Here is a 25,262-nt window from a genome sequence, read left to right on the forward strand (position 1 = left end):
TTCTTTGCGGCGTGCCTGGGCCTATATGCGTCCCATGAGAACCAGGATCACGACGATCAGCACGACCAGGCCGACACCGCCGCTGGGACCATAGCCCCAGGCCCGGCTGTATCCCCAGCTCGGCAGCGCGCCGATCAATATCAGGATCAGGACGATCAGCAGAATGAACGAGAGCGACATGTTTTCTCCAGGGCGGTTGTTGTGACGAGCTTTCATGCTCCCCCTGCCATGTCGCGCGGATCGCCGGAGAGCCGCCCCTTCGGTGGTCGGTGAACGTCCTACCCTGGCCGTCGGCGCGTTGCCAGCGCCTGCGCAGGCAGGAACAGCATCGCCACCGCGACGAGCAGGAAAACGAGGCCAATGCCACCGGTGATGACCGCGCCGCCCCACAGCGAGAAGAAGCCGTTCAGCATGGCGTCCTGCGGGTTGCGTGGATCGAAGAAGACGTCGACTTTCTCGCCGACGCCGTAGGCCGGCGGGTTGCTGCTGCTCGACGGCGTGAACTCGATGATCTCGCCGCCCGGCGCCTTGAAGCGCACCAGTGGCTTCCAGGTGCCCGAACTGTTGCTCTTCGAGCTTTCCACATGCAGCAGCCGCAGGACTTCGCCCTCCGTGCGGCTGGCCGACGCGATGAACGCTGACGTATGCTGGTACAGCAGCAGGGCGATGCCGCACAGCAGCGCGCCGACCACGCTGAAAACGAGCCTGACGATGGTGGTGGGCTGTTTCGTCATCGACGTGCGGCTGCCGCAAGCGTCAGAGCCGCGCGAGGCGCTCCAGCGCGGCCAGCAGCGTCTCGTCCTTCTTGGCGAAGCAGAAGCGCACCACGCGCTGGTCGAAGCCGTTGCCGTAGAAGGCCGACAGCGGAATGGCGGCAACGCCGATCTCGTGCGTGAGCCACAGGCAGAACTCGGCTTCGGACAGGTCGCTCACCGCCGAGATGTCGACGCACTGGAAGTAGCTGCCTTCGCTGCGCAGTAGCTTGAAGCGAGTCTTCTCGGCCAGGCCCGCCGCGAACAGGTCGCGCTTGCGCTGATAGAAGGCTGGCAGTTCGAGGTACGGCGCCGGCTCGCCCATGTACTGCGCAAGCGCGTGCTGCATCGGCGTGTTCACGGTGAACACGTTGAACTGGTGCACCTTGCGGAACTCGGCCATCAGCGGGGCCGGTGCGGCCACATAGCCGACCTTCCAGCCGGTGACGTGGTACGTCTTGCCGAAGCTGCTGACGATGAAGCTGCGCGCTGCCAGGCCTGGAAAGCGGGCCACGCTTTCGTGGCGGGCGCTGTCGAACACCATGTGTTCGTAGACCTCGTCGCTGATCACGAACACGTTGGTGGGGGCGAGCAGCTCTTCGAGCTGGCGCATTTCGGCTTCGGTCCAGACCGTGGCGCTCGGGTTGTGCGGCGTGTTGATGATGATGGCGCGCGTGCGCGGCGTGAGCGCTGCGGCGATCTTGTCGAAGTCGGGGCGGAAGGTCCCCGGCGTGAGCGGCACGCGCACTACGCTGCCGCCGGCCAGCTCGATGTTGGGCACGTAGCTGTCGTAGCAGGGTTCGAGCACGATCACTTCGTCGCCCGGGCGCACGATGGCGAGGATGGCGGTGATGATGGCCTGCGTGGCGCCGGCGGTCACGGTGATTTCCGTGGCCGCGCTGTAGCTGTAGCCGTACATCGCCGAGATCTTGGCGGCGATGGCGTCGCGCAGCGCCGGGATGCCGGGCATCGGCGGGTACTGGTTGTGGCCCGCGGCCATGGCGGCCGTGACGTCCTCGAGCAGCTTCGGGTCGCAGTGGAAATCCGGAAAGCCCTGGCCCAGGTTGACCGCGTTCTTCTCGGCGGCCAGCGCCGACATCACGGTGAAGATGGTGGTGCCGACTGCCGGCAGCTTGGTGACGATGTCGGGCGTGCGTGGGGATTGAACTGTGCTCATAGCTCGTAGTCTTGTTGATGGCCGCTCAGGGCTTTTGCGATCAGGTTGCGGTCGAGGCGGTCGGAGAGCAACTCGGCGAACTTGAAGACGAAGTTGCGCAGATAGGCGCTGCGCTTGAACGCGACACGCGCAATATTCTGGCCGAACACATGGCCCATCGGGCGCACCACGAGGTCGGCGTTCGACTCGTCGCGCACGGCCATTTCGGCCACGATGCCCACGCCCAGCCCGAGGCGCACGTAGGTCTTGATCACGTCGGAGTCGATGGCTTCGAGCGCGATGCGCGGCGTGAGCTTTTTCTGCGCGAACGCATGATCGATGCGCGTGCGGCCGGTGAACGACGGGTGGTACGTGATGATCGGCTCGCTCGCCAGGTCTTCGAGCGAAATGCGCTCCTTGGCGGCCAGCGGATGGTCTTTGGGGAGCACCAGCACGTGCTGCCATTCGTAGCAGGGCAGGGTCACCAGCTCGGCATAGCCGTCGAGCGATTCGGTGGCGATGCCGATTTCGGCGATCTCGTCGATCACCATGCGAGCCACCTGGTCGGGCGAGCCCTGGTGCAGGCTCACGTTGACCTTGGGATAGGCCTCGCGCAGGTTCGCCACGGGCACGGGCAGCACGTAGCGCGCCTGCGTATGGGTGGTGGCGATGGAGAGGGTGCCGCTGTCCTGTGCGCTGAACTGTTCGCCGATGCGCTTGAGATTGCCCACCTCGCGCATGATCAGCTCGATGCTGGCAATGACGTGCTGGCCTGGCTCGGTAACGCGTTTGAGCCGCTTGCCATGGCGCGCGAAGATTTCAACGCCCAGTTCTTCCTCGAGCTCGATGATGGCCTTGGAGACACCGGGTTGCGAGGTGTGGAGCGCCTTGGCCGCCTCGGTGAGGTTCAGGTTGCGCCGCACGGCTTCCTGAACAAACTTGAACTGATGCAGATTCATATCAAATTCCGTCTTATTGCGGAATTCATTATGCCTTCGGAATCTATCGAAATTGCCGGATGTTCACTATTTGACCGCAATTCTGGCCAGGAGATCGACCAGTTCGGGCTCTTCGCCCACGATGCGGGCGAGCGAGAAGCCAATGTCGGGCCAGCGCTGGCGCAGTGCCTCGAGTTGGTGCGGCAGGTCTTCGCGGGCGTGCTTGCCCATGCCGAGGAAGAGAGGAACGACGCGGATGGCGGTGGCACCGCCTGCAATCAGCGCCGCAACCGCCGTGGGCAAGTCGGGCGTTGCCAGCTCCATGTAGGCGCAGGCCACGCGGGCATCGGGCTCGTTTTTGCATACGCGCTCGGCCACGGCCTCAATGGGCTCCCGCCAGCGCTCGTCGCGCGAACCGTGCGCCAGTAAAACGATGCCCTGGGTCATCGTCGCAAGACCAGCCAGCTGAAGGCTGTCAACGACATCACCGAATAGATCATTCCCGGCGCCGCCGCTGTGAGCCATGGCGACCAGTTGCTGAGGTTGCCGAGGTAGCCGAACACGTTGTTCAGCAGGAAGAAGCTGATGCCGATCATCACGCCGCCGAACACGTAGGTGGTGATGCCGGCCTGGCGGAAGTGAAGGTAGGCGAAGGGCAGGGCGAGCACCACCATCACCAGGCACGAGAGCGGATAGAACACCTTGCGCCAGAACTCGATCTCGTAGCGCTGCGCGGTCTGGCCATTGGCGTCGAGGTGGCGTATGTAGTCGAACAGGTCGATCGTGCTCATGCGGTCGGGGCGCAGGAGCGCGACCGAGACCATTTCGCTGGTCAGCGAGGTGGCCCAGTTCAGCTGCGGGGTCTTGGTCGTGGCAATGCGGGCCTGGTCGGCCGCGCCGCGCGTGTCGTACTTCTGCTCTTCCACGTCGGTGAGCATCCAGTGCCCGTCGCCGATGCGGGCCGAGCCTGCGGTGATCTGGGTGCTGATGTAGCCGTTGTCGTCGAATTCGAAGATGCGCGGGCTCTTCAGCGCGCCCTTGCGGTCGATGGACAGCACGTTCACCGCGTACGAGACATTGCCCCGTTTTTCCTTGAGCCAGGCGCCCGTGTTGCCCGCCAGCGAATAGATGCCCTGGTACTTGGCCTTGAGCAGTTGCCCCGTGCGCTCGGAAGCCGGGGCGACATAGTCGCCGACTGCGAAGGTCAGCACGACGAAGCCGATGCCCAGCAGCAGCAGGGTGCGCAGCGCGCGCCAGGGGCCCAGCCCGCTGGTGCGCAGAATGGTGTATTCGGAGCTCTGCGCCAGCCGGGCCATGACGAAGATGGAGCCGATCAGCACCGTGATCGGCAGCAGCTCGTAGAGGTGGCTCGGCACCAGCAGCATCACGTAGGCCAGCGCCTGTGCGGGCCCGTAGTTGAGGCTGTCCGGCTTGCCGATGGATTGCAGCTCGTCGACGAAGTCGAAGAAGAAAAAGAGGCTCAGGAAGCCGAGCGTCACGAACGCAACGGCCTTCAGCACCTCCACGTAGATCAGGCGTCTTATCGTTTTCACGTGGGTTCGATCTTGGGTGTGGGCGGCACGGCTGCGGACGGGCTTTGCTTCATGCGCCGGCCCCAGTTGTTCTGGCGGGCGCCAAGCCATGCCAGGTTGATCAGCAGCACGCCGCCATGCAACAGCAGCATGAAGTTGCCCATGCCGTACTTGCCGGAGCTGATCCAGCTCTGGCCCAGGTTGAGCATGTTGTAGTAGACGACGAACGCGAACAGCGCGAGCAGCAGGTTGCCGCTTCGGCCGACGCGCGGGTTGGCGCTCGACACGTTCAGCGCCAGGAGCACGAAGTTGATGGCCGTCAGCAGCATGCCGATGCGCCAGGCCAGTTCGCCGCGGCTGGGGGCGCTGGCGTCGGGCAACAGGGACAGCGTGCTGCGCGCGCGCGGCGGTGTCACGTCGTTGACCAGGCCGCTGTTGCCGCCTGCCCGGGTGCCGTAGGTCTTGAACTCGCTGATCTTCAGGCCGGTGTTGGCCATGGGCTGCTCGAGCCGCTGGCCGTTGTTGAGCAGCAGGTAGCGCGAATCGCCGATGTTCTCGATGCTGCCGCTGCGTGCCGAGGTCGTGATCTGCATGTTGCGCTCGATCGACCAGATGAAGACGTTGGTGGCCTTGGAGTTGTCCGGCGTCTCCTTGTCGATGAAGAACACGCGCACCCGGCCCGCGGATTCGCGGAACTCACCCGGCGCCACCCGCTCGATGTCGCTGCGCTGCTCGTACTGCTTGCGCATGCCGATGGTTTGCGAGTTGGCCCACGGCCAGCCCACCAGTGCCATCACCGCGATCAGGATCAGCACCGGCCAGGCGAAGCGGAACAGCGGCTTGATGAAGTCGGTCAGGCCGCGCCCGCTGGAAAACCAGATCACCATTTCGCTGTCGCGATACATGCGCGACAGGGTGCCGACGATGGCGATGAACAGGCTCAGGCTCAGGATGGTCGGCATGTAGCCGAGCACCGTGTAGGCCATCACCAGGAACACCTCCTGCGGGTTCACACTGCCCTTGGACGCGAGCCCGAGGGTACGGATGAGCATCATGGTCATCACGATGGTGACCAGTACCACGAGGGTCGCTCCGAAGCTGCGGGACAGCTCCTTGCGTAGGGAAGAATGGAATAACATCGTTCGAGGAAAAAAAGGATTATGGACTTTCAACTCAAGACCCTCACCGTCGCCCAGGCCGCAGCCGAGAAATCCGATGTCCTGATCGTGCTCGTCGGCAGCGCTCCTCTTACCTCCAAAGACCCGTTGTCGGTGCTCGCCGCCAGTGCCCGCAAGGCCGGCGACCTGCCCGACAAGGCCGGCAAGCTGCTGGGGCTTTACCGTCCGGAAGACGTCGTGGCATCCCGCGTGGTGCTCGCCGCCATCGGCGACGGCAAGCCCGCATCGGTGCGTAGCGGCGTGGTCGCAGCGGTCAATTCGGCCAAGGCCCAGGCCCCCAAGCGCGTGACCCTGGTGTTTGCCCAGCCTGCCGAAGGTGCGGCGGTGGCCAGCGCCGTCACGGCGGCGGCTGACGCCAGCTATGTCTACACCGCCACCAAGTCGAAGGCCGAACCCCGCAGCATCCGCCACCTGACCGTCGGCGTGGCCGATGCCGCGGCTGTCACCGGCGCCTTCGACGCCGCCCGAGCCACTGTCGCGGGCATCGAACTGGCCAAGGAGTGGGGCAACCGGCCCGCCAACCACGCCACGCCCACGCTGCTGGCCGAGGCCGCCAAGGGGCTGGCCAAGCTGCCGAACATCAAGTGCGAAGTGCTGGGGCCGAAGGAGGTCGAAAAGCTCGGCATGGGCTCCTTCGCCGCGGTGGCGCAGGGCTCGGCGGAGCCGCTGCGCTTCATCGTGCTGCGCTACCACGGGGCGCCCAAGGACCAGGCGCCCGTGGTGCTGGTCGGCAAGGGCATCACCTTCGACACCGGCGGCGTCTCGCTCAAGCCCGCTGCCGAAATGGACGAGATGAAGTTCGACATGTGCGGCGCGGCCAGCGTGCTCGGCACCTTCCGCGCGCTCGGCGACATCCAGCCCGCCATCAACGTCGTCGGCCTCATTCCTTCGTGCGAAAACATGAACGACGGCCGCGCGGTGAAGCCGGGTGACGTGGTGACCAGCATGAGCGGCCAGACCATCGAGGTGCTCAACACCGACGCTGAAGGCCGGCTGATCCTGTGCGACGCGCTGACCTATGCCAAGCGCTTCGAGCCAGCGGCAGTGATCGACATCGCCACGCTGACGGGCGCCTGTGTGGTGGCCCTGGGCGGCGTGCGCAGCGGCCTGTTCTCGACCAACGAAGCATTGGCCGCGGCGCTCGAAGCCGCTGGCGAGACCTCGCAGGACCGCTGCTGGCGCCTGCCGCTCGACGACGACTATGCGGAAGGCCTCAAGAGCAACTTCGCCGACGTGGCCAACATCGCCGGCCGCGCAGGTGGCGCCATCACTGCCGCCAAGTTCCTGCAGCGCTTCGCGGGCGACTTCGCCTGGGCGCATCTGGATATCGCGGGCACTGCGTGGAAGAGCGGGGCGGCCAAGGGTTCGACCGGCCGGCCAGTGGGCTTGCTGGTGTCGTACCTGACGAGTCGCGCGGCCAGCGGCGACGCTGACGCCAAGACCGGCAAGGCCAAGAAAACCAAGACCCCCGGAGCCCCGGCCAAAAAGGCCCGGGCCGCGAAGTGACGGAAATCGGCTTTCACTACAACGCGCGGGACAAGCTGAACTACGCCTGCCGGCTGGTTCGCAAGGCCGTGAACACGCGCGGCCTGCGCGTGGTGGTCGTGGGCGATGCGCAGGCGCTCGACGCCGTGGACGCTGCGCTCTGGCAGCTGTCGCCGGTGGACTTCGTCGCGCACTGCCGAGACGATGCGCCGGCTCATGTGGTCGCGCGTTCGCCCGTCGTGCTGTCGGCGCAGGGCGCTGATGCGGCCTCGCTGCCGCACCGCGAGATGCTGGTGAACCTGGGCCTCGAAGTGCCTGCGGGCTTCGAGCGCTATGAACGCATGATCGACATCGTGAGCAACGAGGACAACGACCGCCAGGTCGGCCGTTCGCGCTGGCGCCACTATGCCGATCGTGGCTACACCATCCAGCCGCACGACTTCGCAAAGAGTCCCTGACATGGCCAGCACACTGCGCACGCCGCCCCGGTTCGTTCCCACGCTGACCACGGTGCTCGAGATCCCGGAGGAGCCCGCGATCCCCGAGCCGCAGGCCGCGCCGGCACCCCAGCCTGACCCGGCGAGCGCCATGGCATTGCCGCCAGCTGCGCAGCTTTCGCAGGCGGAAATCGTCAGCCTCGAAGAGCAGTTGTTGCACCGCGTTCTGCAGCGCGTCGACCTGTCTCTGGAAGAGCGTTTGAGCGACACCGTGTCAGCTGCCGTTCAGCATCAACTCGATGCGATGGTGCCGCGATTGCGCAATGAAATCGAAGCCGTTTTGCGCGCGTTGGTGATCGAAGCCATGGCCGCCGAACTCAGCGAAAACACAGGGTCTACGCCAGCTTCCGGAGCCTGAATCCTCGGCTAAACTGCGCCGCAGGTCGGAAGGGCGTGAGGGTGCCGCTGGTCCGCGGCGCGAAACTTGCGAGGTCAGCGCGCCCGGATCACACGACCGGTTTTTTATTCTTTTCATCCAAGTTCTGGAGGTTCTCATGCAATTGAAATGGACTGCGGTCGCACTGGCTGCAATCACGCTCGTGGCTTGCGGCAAGAAGGAAGAAGCTGCTGCTCCCGCTGCAGCGCCCGCGCCAACGGCTGCGGCCCCGGCTGCACCTGCACCCGCACCTGCCGGAGAAACACTGGTCGTCAAGATCGGTCACGTTGGACCTACCAGCGGCGCCATCGCCCACCTCGGCAAGGACAACGAGTTCGGCGCCAAGATGGCCATCGAAGACCTGAATGCAAAGGGCCTCAAGATCGGCGACAAGGTTGCCAAGTTCGAACTGATCGCCGAAGACGACGCAGGCGATCCGAAGCAGGGCACGGCTGTGGCCCAGAAGCTCGTGGACGAAAAGGTCAACGGCGTGGTCGGTCACCTGAACTCGGGCACCACCATCCCCGCCTCGAAGCTCTACAGCGACGCCGGCATTCCGCAGATCTCGCCTTCGGCCACCAACCCGAAGTACACGCGTCAAGGCTTCAAGACCACGTTCCGCGTGGTGGCTGACGACACGCAACTCGGCGGCACGCTGGGCAAGTACGCTGTCGAAACGCTCAAGGGCAAGAACATTGCCGTGATCGACGACCGTACCGCCTACGGCCAAGGCGTTGCCGAAGAGTTCGAGAAGTCGGCCAAGGCCGCTGGCGCCACCATCGTGGGCCACGAGTTCACCACCGACAAGTCGACCGACTTCAACGCCATCCTGACCAAGCTGAAGGCCTCCAAGCCCGACGTGCTGTTCTTCGGCGGCATGGACGCCGTTGGCGGCCCGATGCTCAAGCAGGTCAAGCAACTCGGCCTGAACGTCAAGTTCATGGGCGGCGACGGCCTGTGCACCAGCGAACTGCCGAAGCTGGCTGGCGATGCCATCGGCGAAGAGATGGTGGTGTGCGCCGAAGCCGGCGGTGTGGACGGCGACTTCAAGCAGCCGCTGGAAGACTTCAAGGCCAAGTTCAAGACCAAGAACGGCGTGGAAGTACAGATCTATGCACCGTACGTGTACGACGCGGTCAACGTGCTGGCCGAAGCCATGGTGAAGGCCGGTTCGTCCGACCCCGCCAAGTACCTGCCTGAAGTCGGCAAGGTGCAATACAAGGGCGTGACCGGCCCGATCGCCTTCGACGAAAAGGGCGACATCAAGAACGGTGCCCTGACGCTGTACACCTACAAGGGTGGTGCACGCACGCAGATCGCCGTGGTGCGCTGATTCGCTTCGGCAAACCTGCGGTTGTCCGCAAAAGAGAAAAGGGCCTTCGGGCCCTTTTTTCATGGCCACTCGAAGGCGGCTTACTCAGAGCTCAGAGCGGAGCAAGGCCCGAGGGGCGGTTGGCATTGCAGTACTCGATGAAGGCATCGAGGTCTCGCGACTTGTCGAACACCGCGTCGGCGCCGAGTGCCGTGCAGCGCGCCCGGATGTCCGCCGTCACGTAGTTGCTGAGCACCACCACCCGCTGGCTGGGCTTGCGGGTCTTGCAGCCGCCCAGCACGCCGAGGCCGGAGCCTTCCTTCAGAAACAGGTCGACGATCAGGAGCTGCCAGTCGTCGGGATGCGCCGCGAGCCATGCAAGGGCGTCTGTCTCGGTTTCGGCGAAGCCGACCACGCGGCCATTGACCAAATCCTCGAGTGCCGGGACCAGGTTATCCCTGATGGTCTTGTTGTCCTCGACGAGGAACGTGATGAGGGCCATGCCGTGGTTTCGCTTTGAGAACCAATAGCGTAGCGTGCCTGACGCTGATGCAGCGTAGGAGAAAGGATACGGACGGCGTATTGCGCGCCGGTCAGTCGGAGCTTTCGGCGCGGATCTTTGCCTTGAGCTTCTCGGCCAGAGCCTGGCTTTCGTCGCGCTCCGCGGTGACCTCGAGACGCTTCTCGATTTCCTCGCTCAGCGCGGCATTGACCTCGGCCAGCTTCTCAGCGGACTTGGCCAGCTTTTCTTCAAGTTGGCTCGTGTGCTCGATGGCCTGCGCCACCTCGCCGACCTGCACTTCCTCGGGCAGTTCCTGTTCGAGCACCGTGTTCACCACGGCGAGGTTGTCCGATGCCCGTTGCACGTCGGCGGCCACCTGCTCGCTCTTTTCGAGGGTGCGGTCCAGCGGTGTCTTGCCACGCGGCTGGGTTTTCGGTTGTCCGGCCATCGAGGCTCCTTTGTGGGCTTGAAATGAAAACCTTTGGATGGTACTGCCAGAAGAAAGTGTCCGAGTTCAGGAGTCAAGTTGTTGCAAAGCAACGCACTGCCTTTCAAGTCTGGTTGGGCCAGACGACAAAAAAGCCCAAGTGCTTGTGGCAACTTGGGCTTCTTGCTTTGTCTTCATGTCCGTGAACGGTTACGAACAATCAATCTCTGGCGGAGCAGGCGGGATTCGAACCCGCGGAGGGCTATTAACCCTCACACGCTTTCCAGGCGTGCGACTTAAACCGCTCATCCACCGCTCCTGAGCCCACGATTGTAGCAGTCAGTTCAGGTCGGATTCGACGGCTTGCCTGCCTGGACCATGCGCATGGCCGACGCGATGAGCGCGGCGGTCTCGCTCATGTTGCTCGGCACGATCAGCGTGGTCTTGGAGTCGGCCGCGACCTTGCCGTAGGCGTCGACGGCGCGCTCGGCCACCTTGAGCTGCACAGCCTGTTCGCCGCCGGGCTTCTGGATGGCGGCTGCCACGCGTTCGATGGCGTCCGCCGTCGCAGTTGCAACAGCGGTGATGGCAGCGGCCTCACCCTGGGCGTTGTTGATCTGCGCCTGCTTCTCGCCTTCGGAGCGGGCGATGAAGGCCTCGCGTTCGCCGGTGGCGATGTTGATCTGCTCCTGGCGGCGGCCTTCTGAAGCCGCGATCAGCGCGCGCTTGCCGCGCTCGGCGGTGATCTGTGCCTGCATGGCCAGCAGGATTTCCTTCGGCGGCGTCAGGTCCTTGATTTCATAGCGCAGCACCTTCACGCCCCAGTTGAGCGCGGCCTCGTCGATGGCGGCGACCACCTGGGCGTTGATGACGTCGCGTTCCTCGAAGGTCTTGTCGAGCTCCAGCTTGCCGATCACGCTGCGCAGCGAGGTCTGTGCGAGCTGCGTCACCGCCACGATGTAGTTCGACGAGCCGTAGCTTGCGCGCATCGGGTCGGTCACCTGGAAGTACAGGATGCCGTCGACCTGCAACTGCGTGTTGTCGCGCGTGATGCAGATCTGGCTCGGCACGTCGAGCGGGATTTCCTTCAGGCTGTGCTTGTAGGCCACCCGGTCGATGAACGGAATCAGGAAGTTGGGGCCGGGCGTCATGGTGCCGTGGTACTTGCCAAGGCGCTCGCGCACCCAGGCGTTCTGTTGCGGCACGAACTTCACCGACTGGCTGATGAAGATGATCGCGATGACCAGGATGATGAGAGGGACCGAAAATTCCATGGTGCGCTTCCTTTTCTGAGTTCTACGTATTGACTAAACCTTGTCGACGACCAGCCGGCTGCCGATGACTTCGACCACGCGGTGTTCGCCTGTCGAGGGCGTGCGGCCCGCGCGCTGGATCACCGTCCACTGCGCACCCCGGTAGCGCACGGTCGCCGTGCCGTCGGCATTCCAGGCATCGACGTGCACGGTCTCGCCGATGTCGAGGTTCACGTCGCGGTTGGTTCCGGTGGGCGGGGCAGGGGGGCGCTTGCGCTGGATCGAGTACCAGGTCAGCACGGCGCCCACGCCGATGACCGAGGCCACGATCAGCTGGGTGACGGTGCCGAAGCCCAAGTGAGCCGCGATTGCCGCGGCCGCGAAGCCGGCGGCCAGCAGCAGAAGATAGACGGTGCCCGAGAGCAACTCGACCACGATGGCTACCCCCGCAATCAGCCACCAGACGGTGGAATTCGCCATGTCGACTCCTCTTTTCCTTATTCGATGCGCGCCATTCTGATGCATCTGCTCCAAGCGCTTGCCCTGCGTAGGGGTACTGCGCCGAAGCCGGCGAAAGGGAGCTTGCCGCACAGGCCCGAATGGCTTGCACGAGCCTGACCAGATTCGTCATCCGAATTCCGTACACTTCGCGCCTCGCCTTATTGCCTGTCTGTCAGTCCGTCCGGAGCCCCGCTCATGAAATTCCGCTTTCCCATCGTCATCATCGACGAGGACTTCCGCTCCGAAAACACCTCGGGCCTCGGCATTCGCGCGCTCGCGCAGGCCTTCGAAAGCGAGGGCTTCGAGGTGCTGGGCGTCACGAGTTATGGCGACCTGAGCCAGTTCGCCCAGCAGCAAAGCCGCGCCAGCGCGTTCATCCTGTCGATCGACGACGAGGAGTTCACGGTCGGCCCCGACCTCGACCCGGCCGTGCTGAACCTGCGCAACTTCATCGGCGAAGTGCGGCGCAAGAACGCCGATGTGCCGATCTATATCTACGGCGAAACGAAGACTTCGCGCCACATCCCGAACGACATCCTGCGCGAGCTGCACGGCTTCATCCACATGTTCGAGGACACCCCCGAATTCGTGGCGCGCCACATCATCCGCGAGGCCAAGAGCTATCTCGAGGGCGTGCAGCCGCCGTTCTTCAAGGCGCTGATCGACTACGCGGAAGACGGCTCCTATTCGTGGCACTGCCCGGGCCACTCGGGTGGCGTGGCGTTCCTGAAGAGCCCGGTGGGCCAGATGTTCCACCAGTTCTTCGGCGAGAACATGCTGCGCGCAGACGTCTGCAACGCGGTCGAAGAGTTGGGTCAGCTGCTCGACCACACTGGCCCGGTGGCTGCCAGCGAGCGCAATGCGGCGCGCATCTTCAATGCCGACCACTGCTTCTTCGTGACCAACGGCACCAGCACCAGCAACAAGATGGTGTGGCACCACACGGTGGCGCCGGGCGACGTGGTGGTGGTCGATCGCAACTGCCACAAGTCGATCCTGCACGCGATCATCATGACCGGCGCGATTCCGGTGTTCATGAAGCCCACGCGCAACCACTTCGGCATCATCGGCCCGATCCCGAAGAGCGAGTTCGAGCAAAGCGCGATCAAGGCCAAGATCAAGGCCAACCCGCTGCTGGCCGACGTGGACCCCGACAAGGTCAAGCCGCGCGTGATGACGCTCACGCAATCGACCTATGACGGCGTGATCTACAACACCGAGACCATCAAGAACATGCTCGACGGTTACGTCGACACCCTGCACTTCGACGAGGCGTGGCTGCCGCATGCGGCTTTCCACCCGTTCTACGGCGCCTATCACGCGATGGGCAAGCGCCGCGTTCGCCCCAAGGAATCGCTGGTGTTCGCCACGCAGTCGACGCACAAGCTGCTGGCCGGCATCAGCCAGGCCAGCCACGTGCTGGTGCAGGACTCGCAGAACCGCCAGCTCGACCGCGACCTCTTCAACGAGGCCTACCTGATGCACTCGTCGACCAGCCCGCAATACGCGATCATCGCGAGTTGCGACGTGGCTGCCGCCATGATGGAGCCGCCCGGCGGCACCGCGCTGGTGGAAGAAAGCATTCTCGAAGCGCTCGACTTCCGCCGCGCCATGCGCAAGGTCGAGGCGGAGTTCGGCAAGGACGAGTGGTGGTTCAAGGTCTGGGGCCCCGAGAAGCTCGTCGAAGAAGGCATTGGCCGCGCCGACGACTGGATCATGCAGGGCGAGAAGAACGGCAAGCCCAAGAACAAGAAGTCGCCGCGCAACTGGCACGGCTTCGGCGAATTGGCTGATGGCTTCAACATGCTCGACCCGATCAAGTCGACCATCGTCACGCCGGGCCTCGACCTCGAAGGCAACTTCGCCGAAACCGGCATCCCGGCCAGCGTGGTGACCAAGTTCCTCGCCGAGCACGGCGTGATCGTGGAGAAGACCGGGCTCTACAGCTTCTTCATCATGTTCACCATCGGCATCACCAAGGGCCGCTGGAACACGCTGCTCACGGCGCTGCAGCAGTTCAAGGACGACTACGCGCGCAACCAGCCCATGTGGCGCATCCTGCCCGAGTTCTGCCAGCAGCACCCGGGCTACGAGCGCCTCGGCCTGCGCGACCTGTGCCAGCACATCCACCAGCTGTACGCGCGCTACGACGTGGCCCGCCTCACGACCGAGATGTACCTGAGCGACCTCACGCCGGCCATGAAGCCCAGCGACGCCTTCGCCCACATCGCGCACCGCAAGACCGAGCGCGTGGAAATCGACGAGCTCGAAGGCCGCATCACCACCAGCCTGATCACGCCGTACCCGCCGGGCATTCCGCTGCTGATTCCGGGCGAGGTTTTCAACAAGAAGATCGTCGACTACCTCAAGTTCTCGCGCGAGTTCAACACGCAGTGCCCGGGTTTCGAGACAGACATCCACGGCCTGGTTGCGCGCGTCGACGAGACGGGCAAGAAGCGCTACTACGCGGACTGCGTCAGGGAAGTGAAGTAGGCCCAAGCCTGCCGGCCGGACCGATCGAAGGGCCGGCCTAGCCTTCGCGCACCCGCATGAAGCGCGCGAAGCGGGGCAGGCCCTTGGCGGTGGTGCCGTTGTAGCGGTAGGTCACCCAGCTGCCGATGGCGGGCGGGTTCTCACGCTCGGCGTCGGTCAGTCCGGTGCCGAGCTTGAAGCGCTTGCCGTCGGCCGTCTCTACCACCAGCGCGCCTAGCCGGCCACTGTGCTTGCCCTTGCCGGGCACGTGTTCGACCACGCGGGCCTCGGCGTCTTCGTAGGGCTTGACCTTCAGCAGGTCGCTGTTGCGCTCCCCACGGTACTGGGAGCTGCCGCGGTGGAGCATCAGGCCTTCACCGCCCATCTTTACTGTCTTGTCGAGCAGCGCCTGCAAGGCGGCGTGCGTGGTTGCGCGTTCCTGCGGAACCACGACGACCCATGGCGCGTCGGTAATCGGCAGCAGCTTGCGCAGCACGGCGAGGCGCGTCGTGAAGTCGCCGCCCTGCGCGGGCAGGTCGAACACCATGAAGTGCATCTCGCGCCAGGCGATGTCGTTGGGCGTCTGGCTGCGCACCGTGGAGACGGCGCGCGCGAACTGGCCGCGTCCCGCCCACAGTTCGCCATCGAGCGGCTGCTTTGGCAGCGGGGCGGTGAACCATGCCGGCGCCACGATCCGCTCGCCACCGCGTGTCCAGAGCTGCTTGCCGTCCCAGTAGCCGCGTACACCGTCGTACTTCTCGCTGACCCAGTAGTCGTGTAGCGACATGCCGGGGCGGTAGACCTCGGCCAGCATCAGCGAGGGCGCCGCCTCGCGCGCGAACGCGGCAGGCGCGGCGATCGCGCCGAAAGCGGCAAGCAGGAGGGAGCGTCGGTTCAGCACGATGCTATGAAATGAATAGTGCAACACGGCCATCTCGTGGCCGTGTGAGGGATCGATGGCAGGGTTACTCGGCCATCCCGCCGACGACGTTGCTGAAGCCGCCGTCCACGTAGGTGATCTCGGCGGTCACGCCGCTGGCCAGGTCGCTCAGCAGGAAGGCAGCCACGTTGCCGACTTCCTCGATGGTCACGTTGCGGCGGATCGGCGAGGCATCGGCCACGGCCGCCAGCATCTTGCCGAAACCCTTGATGCCACTGGCTGCCAGCGTCTTGATCGGACCCGCGCTGATGCCGTTGACGCGCATGCCCTTCGGGCCGAGCGAGGCGGCGGTGTAGCGCACCGAGGCTTCGAGCGAGGCCTTGGCCAGGCCCATGGTGTTGTAGTTGGGCAGCGCGCGCTCGGCGCCCAGGTAGGTCAGCGTGAGCAGGGCCGACTTGTCGTTGAGATAGGGCAGGGCCGACTTGGCCATGGCCGGAAAGCTGTACGCGCTGATGTCGTGCGCGATCTTGAAGCCTTCGCGCGAGAGCCCGTCTAGGAAGTCGCCCGCGATGGATTCGCGCGGTGCGAAGCCGATGCTGTGCACGAAGCCGTCGAACTTCGGCCAAGTCTGTGCAAGGTCGGCGAAGAGCTTGTCGATCTGCGCGTCGTCGCCCACGTCGCAATCGAAAATCAGCTTCGAGCCAAAGTCTGCGGCATATTCGGTGATACGGTCCTTGAATCGCTCGCCGACATAGCTGAAGGCGAGCTCCGCGCCCTGTTCATGACAGGCCTTGGCAATGCCATAAGCAATGGAGCGATTGCTCAACACACCGGTGATCAACAGTTTTTTGCCGGAAAGAAAGCCCATGAAGTTGCCTCGTGAAAATCTTGGGCAGAATTCTCGCATGCGAGGTTGGCTGCTTCTGATATTGGCTCTCTTGGCGCTTCCCTCGTGGGCAGCGCATGGTCTGGGCATGGGTTACGAGCCGAAGTACCCGGCGTCGTTCAAGAATTTCGACTACGTGAATCCCGATGCCCCCAAGGGCGGCGAGCTGATCCTCTCGGCCAGCGGAACCTTCGACAAGCTCAACCCCTTCACGCTGCGGGGCGTGCCGCCGCAGGGCATGGGCTACAGCGCCAACGGCTTCGTGTTCTCCGAATACGGCCTGATTTTCGATTCGCTGATGACGCCGAGCGAAGACGAGCCCTTCTCCAACTACGGCATGCTGGCCGAAGACGTGCAGCTTGCCGCAGACCGCCTGAGCGTCACTTTCCGCCTGAACCCGAAAGCCAAGTTCTCCGACGGCTCCCCGGTGCTCGCGAAGGACGTGAAGTACTCCTTCGACACCTTGATGAGCAAGCAGGCCGGGCCGACCTTCCGCTCGTACTGGGTCGACATCAAGGACGCCGTGGTGGTGGGAGAGCGCACGATCCGCTTCGACTTCAAGCGCCAGAACTCCGAGCTGCACATGATCATTGGCCAGTTGCCGGTGTTCTCGAGTGCCTGGGGCAAGGGCAAGCCCTTCGACCAGATCGTGAGTGAGCCGCCGATAGCCAGTGGGCCGTACGTGGTGGACAAGGTCGACTTCGGCAAGTACATCTCGTACCGCCGGCGGCCGGACTACTGGGCCGCGGATCTTCCGGTGCGCAAGGGGATGTTCAATTTCGGCGAGGTGTCGTACCAGTACTTCAAGGACTCGCTGGGTGAAGAGGAGTCGCTCAAGGCCGGCTCACTCGATGCGATGGAAGAACGCTCGATCATCGCCTGGGTGCGCCGCTACAAGGGGCGACGCTTCGATTCCGGCGAACTGGTCAAGGAAGAGATTTCGCACCGCCGCTTCACCGGCATGCAGGGCCTCTCGCCCAACCTGCGGCAGCCTCGCTTCCAGGACATGCGCGTGCGACAGGCATTGGCGCTGGCCTTCGATTTCGACTGGCTCAACCAGCATCTCTTCTACGGGCGCAGGGCCCGCACGATGAGCTACTTCCAGAACAGCGATGACCTCATGGCCCAGCCCGAGATCAGCCCCGAGGAGCAAGTGCTGATCGAGCACCTCAAGAACAGGCAGCGATACATCGACAACACGAAGGGCGAACTACCGCGCCCCGCCAGCAGCGGAGACACCTCCGAAGGCCTGCGGCGCAACCTGGTCCGCGCGCAGGAACTGCTCAAAGAGGCGGGCTGGACCTACAGGAATGGCGCCTTGCGCGACAAGGACGGCACGCCTTTCGTCATCAACTTCGACATTCCGGACCGCAGCTCGGGTGTGGTGCTTGCGCCCTATGCGCGCAACCTCGCCAAGCTGGGAATCGCGCTGGACTATCGCTTGCGCGACCCGAGCCTGATAAAGAAGAAACAGGACGAGCTCGACTTCGACATGGTCATCAACATCGCGGGTGGTTCATCGAGTCCGGGCAATGAGCTGTACGACGATTTCGGCTCGAAATCGGCCAGTGAAAAGGGGAGCCAGAACCTAAGCGGCATCAGCGATCCGGTGATCGACGAGATTCTCGAAGTGATCGTCAACAGCCCGGACCGCAAGTCGCTCGCGGCCGGTGCGCGCCTGCTGGACCGTTACTTGCTCCACCAGAACTACGTGATCCCGATGTACTACGGCAAGCAATATTTCATTGCCCACAAGCGCAAGCTGCGCCGCCCCGAAGCGCCATTGCCGCAACGTCTTCTCGCCGGTTCGGCGATGCTGACGATGTGGTGGATCGACCCGGCGACGAAGTAGACAGACACAGACAGACCGCATGGCCGCCTACCTGCTCCGACGCCTTCTGCTGATCATTCCCACGCTGTTCGGGGTGTTGCTGATCAATTTCGCCATCGTTCAATTCGTTCCGGGCGGCCCGGCCGAGCAGTTGCTGTCGCAGCTGACCAACAAGGAAAACCGCCTCTCCGGTGGCCCCACGGGGCGCTCACTCGACGCCAAGCAGGTGGCGGAAATCAAGGCTCTGTACGGCTTCGACAAGCCGGCGCCCGAGCGCTTCTGGCAGATGCTCAAGCAGTTTGCCCGCTTCGACCTGGGCAAGAGCTTCTTCCAGAGCAAGGACGTGTGGCAGCTCATCAAGGAGAAGCTGCCGGTTTCGATCAGCCTGGGGCTCTGGACCTTCTTCATCAGCTACCTGATAGCGGTGCCGCTCGGTGTTGCGAAAGCGGTTCGCGCCGGTTCGCGCTTCGACTTTCTTACGACGCTGCTGGTGCTCGTTGGCTACGCGATTCCGGGTTTTGTGCTGGGCGTGGCGCTGCTGGTGATCTTCGGCGGCCAGCTGCAATGGTTTCCGCTGCGCGGGCTGACTTCGCCGAATTGGGAGTCGCTGAGCTGGGGCGCGCGCATCGTCGACTATTTGTGGCACATCACCTTGCCGGTGACGGCGATGGTGCTCGGCAGTTTCGCGATCACCGCGATGCTCACCAAGAACTCCTTCCTCGAAGAGATCCGCAAGCAGTACGTGCTGACGGCGCGTGCCAAGGGGCTGGCCGAACGCCAGGTGCTCTGGAAGCACGTGTTCCGCAACGCGCTGATTCCGATCATCACGGGCTTCCCGACCGCCTTCATCGGGGCCTTCTTCTCAGGCGCGCTGCTGATCGAGACGCTGTTCTCGCTCGACGGGATGGGCCTGCTCAGCTACGAAAGCGTCCTGCGGCGCGACTACCCGGTGTTTCTGGGCACGCTCTATCTGTTCACGCTGATCGGTCTGGTGACCAAGCTCATTTCCGATCTTTGCTATGTCTGGGTCGATCCGAGGGTGAAGTTTGACTAAAGCGCCTGTCGTGTCCGTGAGTCCCGGCCGTCGTGCCTGGCGCCGTTTTCGCCGCAATCCGCTGGGGTTCTGGAGCCTGTTGATCTTTTCGGTGCTGGTGGTGCTGAGCCTTTTCGCCGATGTGTTGTCGACCGACAGGCCGTTGGTGGTGCGCTACGAAGGCAAGACCTATTTCCCGGTGCTGCGGGACTATTCGGAGAAGACCTTCGGCGGCGACTTCGAGACGCCGGCCGACTACCTCGATCCGTTCATCGAGCAGCGCATCACCCAGGGCGACAACTGGGCGATCTATGCCCCGAATCGCTATGGCCCGGCCACGCTCAACTATTTCTCGAAGCCGCCGAACCCCGCGGCCCCTTCGAGCGAGAACCTGCTCGGCACGGATGAACGGGGTCGCGATCTGCTGGCCCAGCTGATCTACGGCTTTCGCGTGAGCGTGCTGTTCGCGCTGGCGCTCACGGTAATAGGGGTGGTGCTGGGCATCGCGACCGGCGCGGTGCAGGGCTTCTTCGGCGGAAAGATCGACCTGACCTTCCAACGGCTGATCGAGATCTGGGGGGCGATGCCCGAGCTGTACCTGCTGATCATCTTCAGCGCGATCTTCACGCCTAGCGTGGCGCTGCTGCTGATCCTGCTGAGCCTGTTCGGCTGGATGGGGTTGTCGGACTACGTGCGCGCCGAGTTTCTGCGCAACCGGCAGATGGACTATGTGCGCGCCGCGCGCGCGCTCGGCGTGGGCAATCTGCAGATCATGTGGCGCCACATCCTGCCCAACAGCATGGTGCCGGTCGTCACCTTCCTGCCGTTCCGCATGAGCGCGGCCATTCTGGCGCTGACCTCGCTGGACTTTCTCGGCCTCGGCGTGCCGCCCGGTACGCCATCGCTCGGCGAACTGCTGAGCCAGGGCAAGGGCAACATCGACGCCTGGTGGATCTCGCTGTCCACCTTCGTCGTGCTGGTCGTCACGCTGATGCTGCTGACCTTCATGGGCGACGCGCTGCGCGATGCGCTCGATCCGCGCAAGGCCGACAAGTGATGAGCGATTCACAACAACCCAACCAGCCCCTGCTCGACGTAAAGGGCCTGCGCGTCGCGTTCAGCGGCAAGGAGGTTGTGCACGGCATCGACTTCCAGATGGCCGCTGGCGAAAAGCTCGCACTCGTCGGCGAGTCGGGCTCGGGCAAGACGGTCACTGCGCTGTCGCTGCTGCGGCTGGTGCAGAACGCCGACCTGTCCGGCACGGCCCAGCTTTTTAGCGGCGGGCGCTCGCAGGGCGCGCGCGACTTGCTGTCGATTCCCGAGCGGGAGTTGCGCGGCATCCGCGGCAAGGAGATCGCGATGATCTTCCAGGAGCCGATGACCGCGCTGAATGCGCTCTACAGCGTTGGCGACCAGATCGCCGAGGTGCTCGAACTGCACGAAGGGCTATCGGCCCGCGCTGCGCAGGCGGCCGCAGTCCAACTGCTGGCCGACACTGGCATTCCGGAACCGGCGCGGCGGGCGAGGGCGTTTCCGCACCAGCTCTCGGGCGGCCAGCGCCAGCGCGCGATGATCGCGATGGCGCTTGCCTGCAAGCCGCGCCTGCTGCTGGCCGACGAACCGACCACCGCGCTCGACGTGACCGTACGGGCGCAGATCCTGGAATTGCTGGCCGACCTGCAGCGCAAGTACGGCATGGCCGTGCTGCTCATCACGCATGACCTGAACCTGGTGCGGCGCTTTGCCGATCGGGTGGTGGTCATGGAGAACGGCTATGTCGTCGAACATGGCGCGGTGGCGCCTGTGTTCGATGCCCCGCAGCATCCCTACACACGCAAGCTGATCGACAGCCATCCCGAGCGCAATGTGGCGGCTGTCGCTGCGCGTGCCGACGCGGCGCCGGTGATCGAGGCCAAGGCCCTGCGCGTGATCTATCCCGTGCCGAAGCCAGGCTTCGCCGGCTGGTTCCGCAAGGGCGAGTTCGTGGCGGTGCAGGGGGCGGATTTCCGCATCGTGCCGGGCGAGACGCTGGGCGTGGTCGGTGAATCGGGTTCGGGCAAGTCGACGCTGGCGCTGGCAGCGCTGGGGCTGCTGAAGCACCAGGGCGCGCTGACGGTCGCGGGAAAGGGCTGGGCTGTCGACCGCGCCTCCGATCTCGGCCTGCGCCGCGTGATGCAGGTGGTGTTCCAGGACCCGTTCTCGTCGCTGTCGCCGCGCATGACGGTGGAGCAGATCGTGGGCGAGGGGCTGCGCGTGCACGCGCCCGAACTCGACACCGCGGCGCGCCGTGCCCGTGCACTCACCGCGCTGGCCGATGTCGGGCTGATCGAGGCCCAGTTCCCCTCGCTGCTCGACCGCTATCCGCACGAGTTTTCGGGCGGTCAGCGGCAACGCCTGGCGATTGCCCGCGCGCTGATCGTCGACCCGCAGCTGCTGGTGCTCGACGAGCCCACCAGTGCGCTCGACGTGACGATCCAGAAGCAGGTGTTGAGCCTGCTGCAGCGCCTGCAGCGCGAACGGGGGCTGAGCTATCTGCTGATCACGCACGACGTCGAGGTGATCCGGGCGATGGCGCATCACGTCATCGTGATGAAGGACGGAGCCATTCTCGAAACCGGGTCGGTCGAGCGCGTGCTCGACGCGCCTGAGCACCCCTATACAAAGAAGCTGGTGGCCGCCGCGCTGCTGGAATAAACGGAGACTGCAAGAAATGTCGGAAATCGGACGCGACCGGCGCGGCGCCTGGCGCGCGGCGCTGGCCTGCATGGTCACCCTTGCAGTGGCGATGGGCCTGGGGCGCTTTGCCTTCACGCCCATGCTGCCCATCATGCTGCACGAGGGAAAGTTGGAGCTGGCGGCGGGCGGAGTTCTGGCGTCGCTCAACTACCTGGGGTACTTCCTCGGCGCGGTGAGCTGCGCGGCCATCGGCATCAAGGCGTCGAGCATGGTGCGGGGTGGGCTGGTGGCCACGGCCGCTCTGCTGATTGGTATGGGCTTGTTGCACAGCTTCACGAGCTGGGGCGTGCTGCGCACAGCGGCAGGCGTGATGAGCGCCTGGGTCTTCGTCTTCGCCTCGGGCTGGGGCCTGCGCCGGCTGGCTGAGACAAACGCGCCGACGCTGGCCGGCGTGATCTACACCGGGCCGGGAATCGGCATCGCGATGACGGGCTTGCTCGGCGGTGCGCTGGGGCGCTGGGGTTCCGAGGCGGGCTGGATCGGCCTGGGCATCCTGGCGGTCGTGCTGATCGCGGTTATCTGGCGGGTGTTTGACGACGGCGAGCGGGCGTCGGTGGGTGGCGGTGCTGCTCCGGCGCCGGCTGCGCCGGTTCGTGCGGCCGCGCCGGCTGACCGCAGTGACGCGATCTGGCTGGTCGCGCTCTACGGGCTGGCGGGCTTCGGCTACATCATCACCGCCACCTTCCTGCCGGTGATCGCCCGGCAGGCGCTGCCGGGATCGTCCTGGCCGGACTTCTTTTGGCCGCTGTTCGGGCTGGCCATCATTCCAGGCGCGCTGATAGGGGCCCGCGCGCCCACGCATTGGGACAACCGGCTGCTGCTGGCTTGCGCCTACGCGTTGCAGGCGCTGGGCGTCGTGCTGTCGGTGGCATGGCCGAGCATTGTCGGATTCGCGCTCGGAAGCCTGCTGCTGGGCATGCCGTTCACTGCCATCACCCTTTTTGCCATGCGGGATGCGCGCCGGCTGCGCGGCAATGCGGCTGCCGGGCTGATCGGCTACGCGACGGCTTCCTATGGGGTAGGGCAGATCGTCGGACCGTTGTTTGCGGCGCCACTGGCCCAGCGGACGGGGTCTTTTCAGCTGCCGTTGCTGGTCGCGGCGGCGGCATTGGCGCTCGGCGCGGTGCTATTCGCATTGGTTTGGTTCAAATCGCGCCAATCAATAGGTGGCTGAGCCTCGAAGCCCCTTCATTTATTACACAAATAGCATATAATTCGAGGCTCACGACCAAACGGGCGGGTACCAACCGCCCGTTTTTTTTGGTCTATGCATTCTGAGCATTCATGGCGATCTGGCATCCGTGGCGGGCGGATGGCATGAACCCAGTATTTAAAAGGCACCTTCAAACACGTGGCATTGCAGCAAATAGTGGAACAAACCGTGGCCGGTCTCGGCTATGACCTGGTCGAGATCGAACGCTCGGCCGGGGGATTGCTGCGCGTGACGATTGATTTGCCCTGGACGGCCCCCACCTCCGAAGATGCGGCTGCCGGCGTGCCAGAGCCCTTCGTGACGGTCGAAGACTGCGAGAAGGTAACGCGCCAATTGCAATTCGCGCTCGAGGTCGATGGTGTCGATTACAAGCGGCTCGAGGTGTCCTCGCCCGGTATTGACCGTCCGCTGCGCAATGAGCAGGATTTCGAGCGTTTCGTGGGCGAGGTGATCGACATCACGCTCAAGGCGCCCATGGGCGCTGCGGCGGCGGGCCAGGTGTCGGCCAGCCGCAAGAAGTTTCGCGGCACGCTGGAGCGTGTTGCACAGGTTGAGGGCGCTGTCGGCGCCCAGGGCTGGCAAATCGTCTGGAGCGATGCGCCGGAGCCCAAGCCGGGTCAAAAAGTGAGCAAGAAGCGCGCGCCTGCAACGCTGCAGGCGCTGGGCTTCGTGCTTGACGAGCTGCGCGAGGCGCGGCTCGCGCCTATTGTGGATTTCAAGGGCCGCAAGGCCAAAACCCAACCGGGTTTTTCGGATATTGACGACGGAACGCAGGTTCCGGACTGACTAGAGGAGTGGTGGCATGAATCGCGAAATGTTGATGTTGGTGGATGCGATCTCGCGCGAGAAGAACGTCGAGCGTGACGTGGTTTTCGGTGCGGTCGAGTCCGCTCTGGCGCAAGCCACCAAGAAGCTCCATCAGGGCGATGTGGACATTCGCGTCGCGGTCGATCGCGACAGCGGCGACTACGAAACCTTCCGCCGCTGGCACGTCGTACCCGACGAGGCCGGCCTGCAGCTGCCCGACCAGGAAATCCTCCTGTTCGAAGCCAAGGAAGAAATGTCAGACATCGAAGTCGGCGAGTACATCGAAGAAGCGGTGGACTCGGTGCCGATCGGCCGCATCGGCGCCATGGCCGCCAAGCAGGTCATCCTGCAGAAGATCCGCGACGCCGAGCGCGAGATGCTGCTCAACGACTTCATGTCGCGCGGCGACAAGATCTTCGTGGGCACCGTCAAGCGCCTGGACAAGGGCGACATCATCGTCGAGGCCGGCCGTGTCGAAGGGCGCCTGCGCCGCAGCGAAATGATCGCCAAGGAAAACCTGCGCAACGGCGACCGCGTGCGCGCCATGATCATGGAAGTCGACCTGACGCTGCGCGGCGCGCCGATCATCCTGTCGCGCTCGGCTCCCGAGTTCATGATCGAGCTGTTCCGCCAGGAAGTGCCCGAAATCGAGCAGGGCCTGCTCGAAATCAAGAGCTGCGCCCGTGACCCGGGTTCGCGCGCCAAGATCGCAGTGCTATCGCACGACAAGCGCGTCGACCCCATCGGCACCTGTGTCGGCGTGCGCGGCACCCGCGTCAACGCCGTGACCAACGAGCTCGCCGGCGAGCGCGTGGACATCGTTCTATGGAGCGAAGACCCGGCCCAGTTCGTGATCGGTGCGCTGGCTCCGGCCAACGTGTCGTCGATCGTGGTGGACGAAGAAAAGCACGCCATGGACGTGGTGGTCGACGAGGAAAACCTCGCCATCGCCATCGGCCGCGGCGGCCAGAACGTGCGCCTGGCTTCCGACCTCACCGGCTGGAAGATCAACATCATGGACGCCAACGAGTCGGCCCAGAAGCAGGCGACCGAAACCGATGCCAGCCGCAAGCTCTTCATGGAAAAGCTCGACGTCGACGAGGAAATCGCCGACATCCTCATTTCGGAAGGCTTCAACAGCCTCGAGGAAGTGGCCTACGTGCCGATCTCCGAAATGCTGGAAATCGAGGCCTTCGACGAAGACACCATCAATGAGCTGCGCTCGCGTGCCAAGGATGCGCTGCTGACCATGGAAATCGCCAAGGAAGAGGGCGTCGAGGCCCAGTCGACGGTGTCGCAAGACCTGCACGACCTCGAAGGCCTGGACCCCGAGCTGATTCCCAAGCTGACCGAAGCGGGTGTGAACACCCGTGACGATCTTGCCGACCTCGCGGTCGATGAACTCACCGAGATCACCGGCCAAAGCGCCGATGACGCCAAAGCCCTCATCTTGAAAGCCCGCGAACACTGGTTCGCCGGCCAAGAGTGACGGTCA

25 protein-coding genes and 1 tRNA gene are annotated in these 25,262 nt (G+C 64.3%); 12 read left to right on the forward strand and 14 right to left on the reverse strand.

The features are described 5' to 3' along the window. Positions 1–21: 21 nt before the first annotated feature. From ACSFCA_RS27475 to lptF, 7 genes are all read right to left on the reverse strand, one after another. Positions 22–180, reverse strand: coding sequence for a DUF3309 family protein (locus tag ACSFCA_RS27475; protein ID WP_093054714.1), 159 nt, complete (start codon positions 178–180; stop codon positions 22–24). Between the two features lie 98 nt (positions 181–278). Next, the gene (locus tag ACSFCA_RS27480) at positions 279–734 is read right to left on the reverse strand and encodes a DUF3592 domain-containing protein (RefSeq protein ID WP_435461726.1); all 456 of its coding nucleotides are present in this window, start codon (positions 732–734) and stop codon (positions 279–281) included. 22 nt (positions 735–756) lie between these two features. Then, the gene (locus tag ACSFCA_RS27485; RefSeq protein ID WP_435461727.1) at positions 757–1,929 is read right to left on the reverse strand and encodes a pyridoxal phosphate-dependent aminotransferase; all 1,173 of its coding nucleotides are present in this window, start codon (positions 1,927–1,929) and stop codon (positions 757–759) included. Continuing rightward, positions 1,926–2,867, reverse strand: a complete 942-nt coding sequence (locus tag ACSFCA_RS27490; RefSeq protein ID WP_007832298.1) for a CysB family HTH-type transcriptional regulator — start codon at positions 2,865–2,867, stop codon at positions 1,926–1,928. The genes ACSFCA_RS27485 and ACSFCA_RS27490 overlap by 4 nt, the downstream gene beginning before the upstream one ends. A 66-nt stretch (positions 2,868–2,933) precedes the next feature. After that, positions 2,934–3,293: a sirohydrochlorin chelatase gene (locus tag ACSFCA_RS27495; RefSeq protein WP_435461728.1), complete on the reverse strand. Its 360-nt coding sequence runs from the start codon at positions 3,291–3,293 to the stop codon at positions 2,934–2,936. Continuing rightward, a complete protein-coding gene (gene lptG, locus ACSFCA_RS27500) occupies positions 3,290–4,399 on the reverse strand; it encodes an LPS export ABC transporter permease LptG (RefSeq protein WP_307614103.1) in 1,110 nt (369 codons plus the stop codon). The genes ACSFCA_RS27495 and lptG overlap by 4 nt, the downstream gene beginning before the upstream one ends. Continuing rightward, positions 4,396–5,517 (reverse strand): LPS export ABC transporter permease LptF, encoded by a 1,122-nt coding sequence (gene lptF, locus ACSFCA_RS27505; RefSeq protein WP_258355080.1) that lies wholly within the window; start codon positions 5,515–5,517, stop codon positions 4,396–4,398. The genes lptG and lptF overlap by 4 nt, the downstream gene beginning before the upstream one ends. 21 nt (positions 5,518–5,538) lie before the next feature. Between lptF and ACSFCA_RS27510 the strand changes: the two genes are divergently transcribed. The 4 genes from ACSFCA_RS27510 (at position 5,539) to ACSFCA_RS27525 (ending at position 9,247) form a co-directional block, all read left to right on the forward strand. Beyond that, positions 5,539–7,062 (forward strand): leucyl aminopeptidase, encoded by a 1,524-nt coding sequence (locus ACSFCA_RS27510; RefSeq protein ID WP_435461729.1) that lies wholly within the window; start codon positions 5,539–5,541, stop codon positions 7,060–7,062. Then, positions 7,059–7,499: a DNA polymerase III subunit chi gene (locus tag ACSFCA_RS27515; RefSeq protein ID WP_258355078.1), complete on the forward strand. Its 441-nt coding sequence runs from the start codon at positions 7,059–7,061 to the stop codon at positions 7,497–7,499. Before ACSFCA_RS27510 ends, ACSFCA_RS27515 begins: the two co-directional genes overlap by 4 nt. Before the next feature lies 1 nt (position 7,500). Beyond that, on the forward strand, positions 7,501–7,896 hold the full coding sequence (locus ACSFCA_RS27520; RefSeq protein ID WP_435461730.1) for a hypothetical protein: 396 nt from the start codon (positions 7,501–7,503) through the stop codon (positions 7,894–7,896). A 136-nt stretch (positions 7,897–8,032) separates the two neighbouring features. Continuing rightward, the gene (locus ACSFCA_RS27525) at positions 8,033–9,247 is read left to right on the forward strand and encodes a branched-chain amino acid ABC transporter substrate-binding protein (RefSeq protein WP_093054731.1); all 1,215 of its coding nucleotides are present in this window, start codon (positions 8,033–8,035) and stop codon (positions 9,245–9,247) included. A 91-nt stretch (positions 9,248–9,338) separates the two neighbouring features. On the opposite strand, the gene ACSFCA_RS27530 is transcribed toward ACSFCA_RS27525, so the two are convergent. From ACSFCA_RS27530 to ACSFCA_RS27550, 5 genes are all read right to left on the reverse strand, one after another. After that, a complete protein-coding gene (locus tag ACSFCA_RS27530) occupies positions 9,339–9,728 on the reverse strand; it encodes a response regulator (protein WP_258355076.1) in 390 nt (129 codons plus the stop codon). Between the two features lie 91 nt (positions 9,729–9,819). Next, complete coding sequence (locus ACSFCA_RS27535; protein ID WP_093054735.1) at positions 9,820–10,176, reverse strand: hypothetical protein; 357 nt, start codon at positions 10,174–10,176, stop codon at positions 9,820–9,822. Positions 10,177–10,383: 207 nt separating this feature from the next. Continuing rightward, positions 10,384–10,474 (reverse strand) — tRNA-Ser (locus tag ACSFCA_RS27540). Between the two features lie 25 nt (positions 10,475–10,499). Then, positions 10,500–11,429, reverse strand: coding sequence for an SPFH domain-containing protein (locus ACSFCA_RS27545; protein ID WP_258355074.1), 930 nt, complete (start codon positions 11,427–11,429; stop codon positions 10,500–10,502). Between the two features lie 33 nt (positions 11,430–11,462). Further along, positions 11,463–11,888 carry an NfeD family protein gene (locus ACSFCA_RS27550; RefSeq protein WP_258355073.1) on the reverse strand — a complete coding sequence of 142 codons (426 nt, stop codon included), beginning with the start codon at positions 11,886–11,888 and terminating at the stop codon, positions 11,463–11,465. Positions 11,889–12,104: 216 nt separating this feature from the next. Here ACSFCA_RS27550 and ACSFCA_RS27555 point away from each other — a divergent pair, with 216 nt between their 5' ends. Further along, entirely contained in the window at positions 12,105–14,402 is a 2,298-nt protein-coding gene (locus tag ACSFCA_RS27555) for an arginine/lysine/ornithine decarboxylase (protein ID WP_093054744.1), read from the forward strand. 37 nt (positions 14,403–14,439) lie between these two features. Here ACSFCA_RS27555 and ACSFCA_RS27560 read toward each other — a convergent pair whose 3' ends face one another. Both ACSFCA_RS27560 and fabI read right to left on the reverse strand, forming a co-directional pair. Further along, complete coding sequence (locus tag ACSFCA_RS27560; RefSeq protein ID WP_435461731.1) at positions 14,440–15,282, reverse strand: DNA ligase; 843 nt, start codon at positions 15,280–15,282, stop codon at positions 14,440–14,442. 64 nt (positions 15,283–15,346) lie between these two features. Further along, positions 15,347–16,129, reverse strand: coding sequence for an enoyl-ACP reductase FabI (fabI, locus tag ACSFCA_RS27565; RefSeq protein WP_130424770.1), 783 nt, complete (start codon positions 16,127–16,129; stop codon positions 15,347–15,349). 106 nt (positions 16,130–16,235) lie between these two features. On the opposite strand from fabI, the gene ACSFCA_RS27570 reads away from it, so the two are divergent. From ACSFCA_RS27570 to nusA, 7 genes are all read left to right on the forward strand, one after another. Then, positions 16,236–17,999, forward strand: a complete 1,764-nt coding sequence (locus ACSFCA_RS27570; RefSeq protein ID WP_435461732.1) for an extracellular solute-binding protein — start codon at positions 16,236–16,238, stop codon at positions 17,997–17,999. A 19-nt stretch (positions 18,000–18,018) separates the two neighbouring features. Then, positions 18,019–19,032 carry a microcin C ABC transporter permease YejB gene (locus ACSFCA_RS27575; RefSeq protein ID WP_093054750.1) on the forward strand — a complete coding sequence of 338 codons (1,014 nt, stop codon included), beginning with the start codon at positions 18,019–18,021 and terminating at the stop codon, positions 19,030–19,032. Continuing rightward, positions 19,025–20,068: an ABC transporter permease gene (locus ACSFCA_RS27580; protein ID WP_435461733.1), complete on the forward strand. Its 1,044-nt coding sequence runs from the start codon at positions 19,025–19,027 to the stop codon at positions 20,066–20,068. The genes ACSFCA_RS27575 and ACSFCA_RS27580 overlap by 8 nt, the downstream gene beginning before the upstream one ends. Then, positions 20,068–21,705, forward strand: a complete 1,638-nt coding sequence (locus tag ACSFCA_RS27585; protein ID WP_435461734.1) for an ABC transporter ATP-binding protein — start codon at positions 20,068–20,070, stop codon at positions 21,703–21,705. The genes ACSFCA_RS27580 and ACSFCA_RS27585 overlap by 1 nt, the downstream gene beginning before the upstream one ends. Positions 21,706–21,721: 16 nt before the next feature. Beyond that, positions 21,722–22,921 (forward strand): YbfB/YjiJ family MFS transporter, encoded by a 1,200-nt coding sequence (locus ACSFCA_RS27590; protein ID WP_435461735.1) that lies wholly within the window; start codon positions 21,722–21,724, stop codon positions 22,919–22,921. A gap of 177 nt (positions 22,922–23,098) precedes the next feature. Continuing rightward, the gene (rimP, locus tag ACSFCA_RS27595; protein WP_258355067.1) at positions 23,099–23,746 is read left to right on the forward strand and encodes a ribosome maturation factor RimP; all 648 of its coding nucleotides are present in this window, start codon (positions 23,099–23,101) and stop codon (positions 23,744–23,746) included. A gap of 16 nt (positions 23,747–23,762) precedes the next feature. Next, positions 23,763–25,256, forward strand: coding sequence for a transcription termination factor NusA (gene nusA / locus ACSFCA_RS27600; protein WP_093054760.1), 1,494 nt, complete (start codon positions 23,763–23,765; stop codon positions 25,254–25,256). Positions 25,257–25,262 lie beyond the last annotated feature (6 nt).

Origin of the sequence: Variovorax multivorans (assembly GCF_051216835.1) — a bacterium.
GTDB lineage: Bacteria > Pseudomonadota > Gammaproteobacteria > Burkholderiales > Burkholderiaceae_C > Variovorax.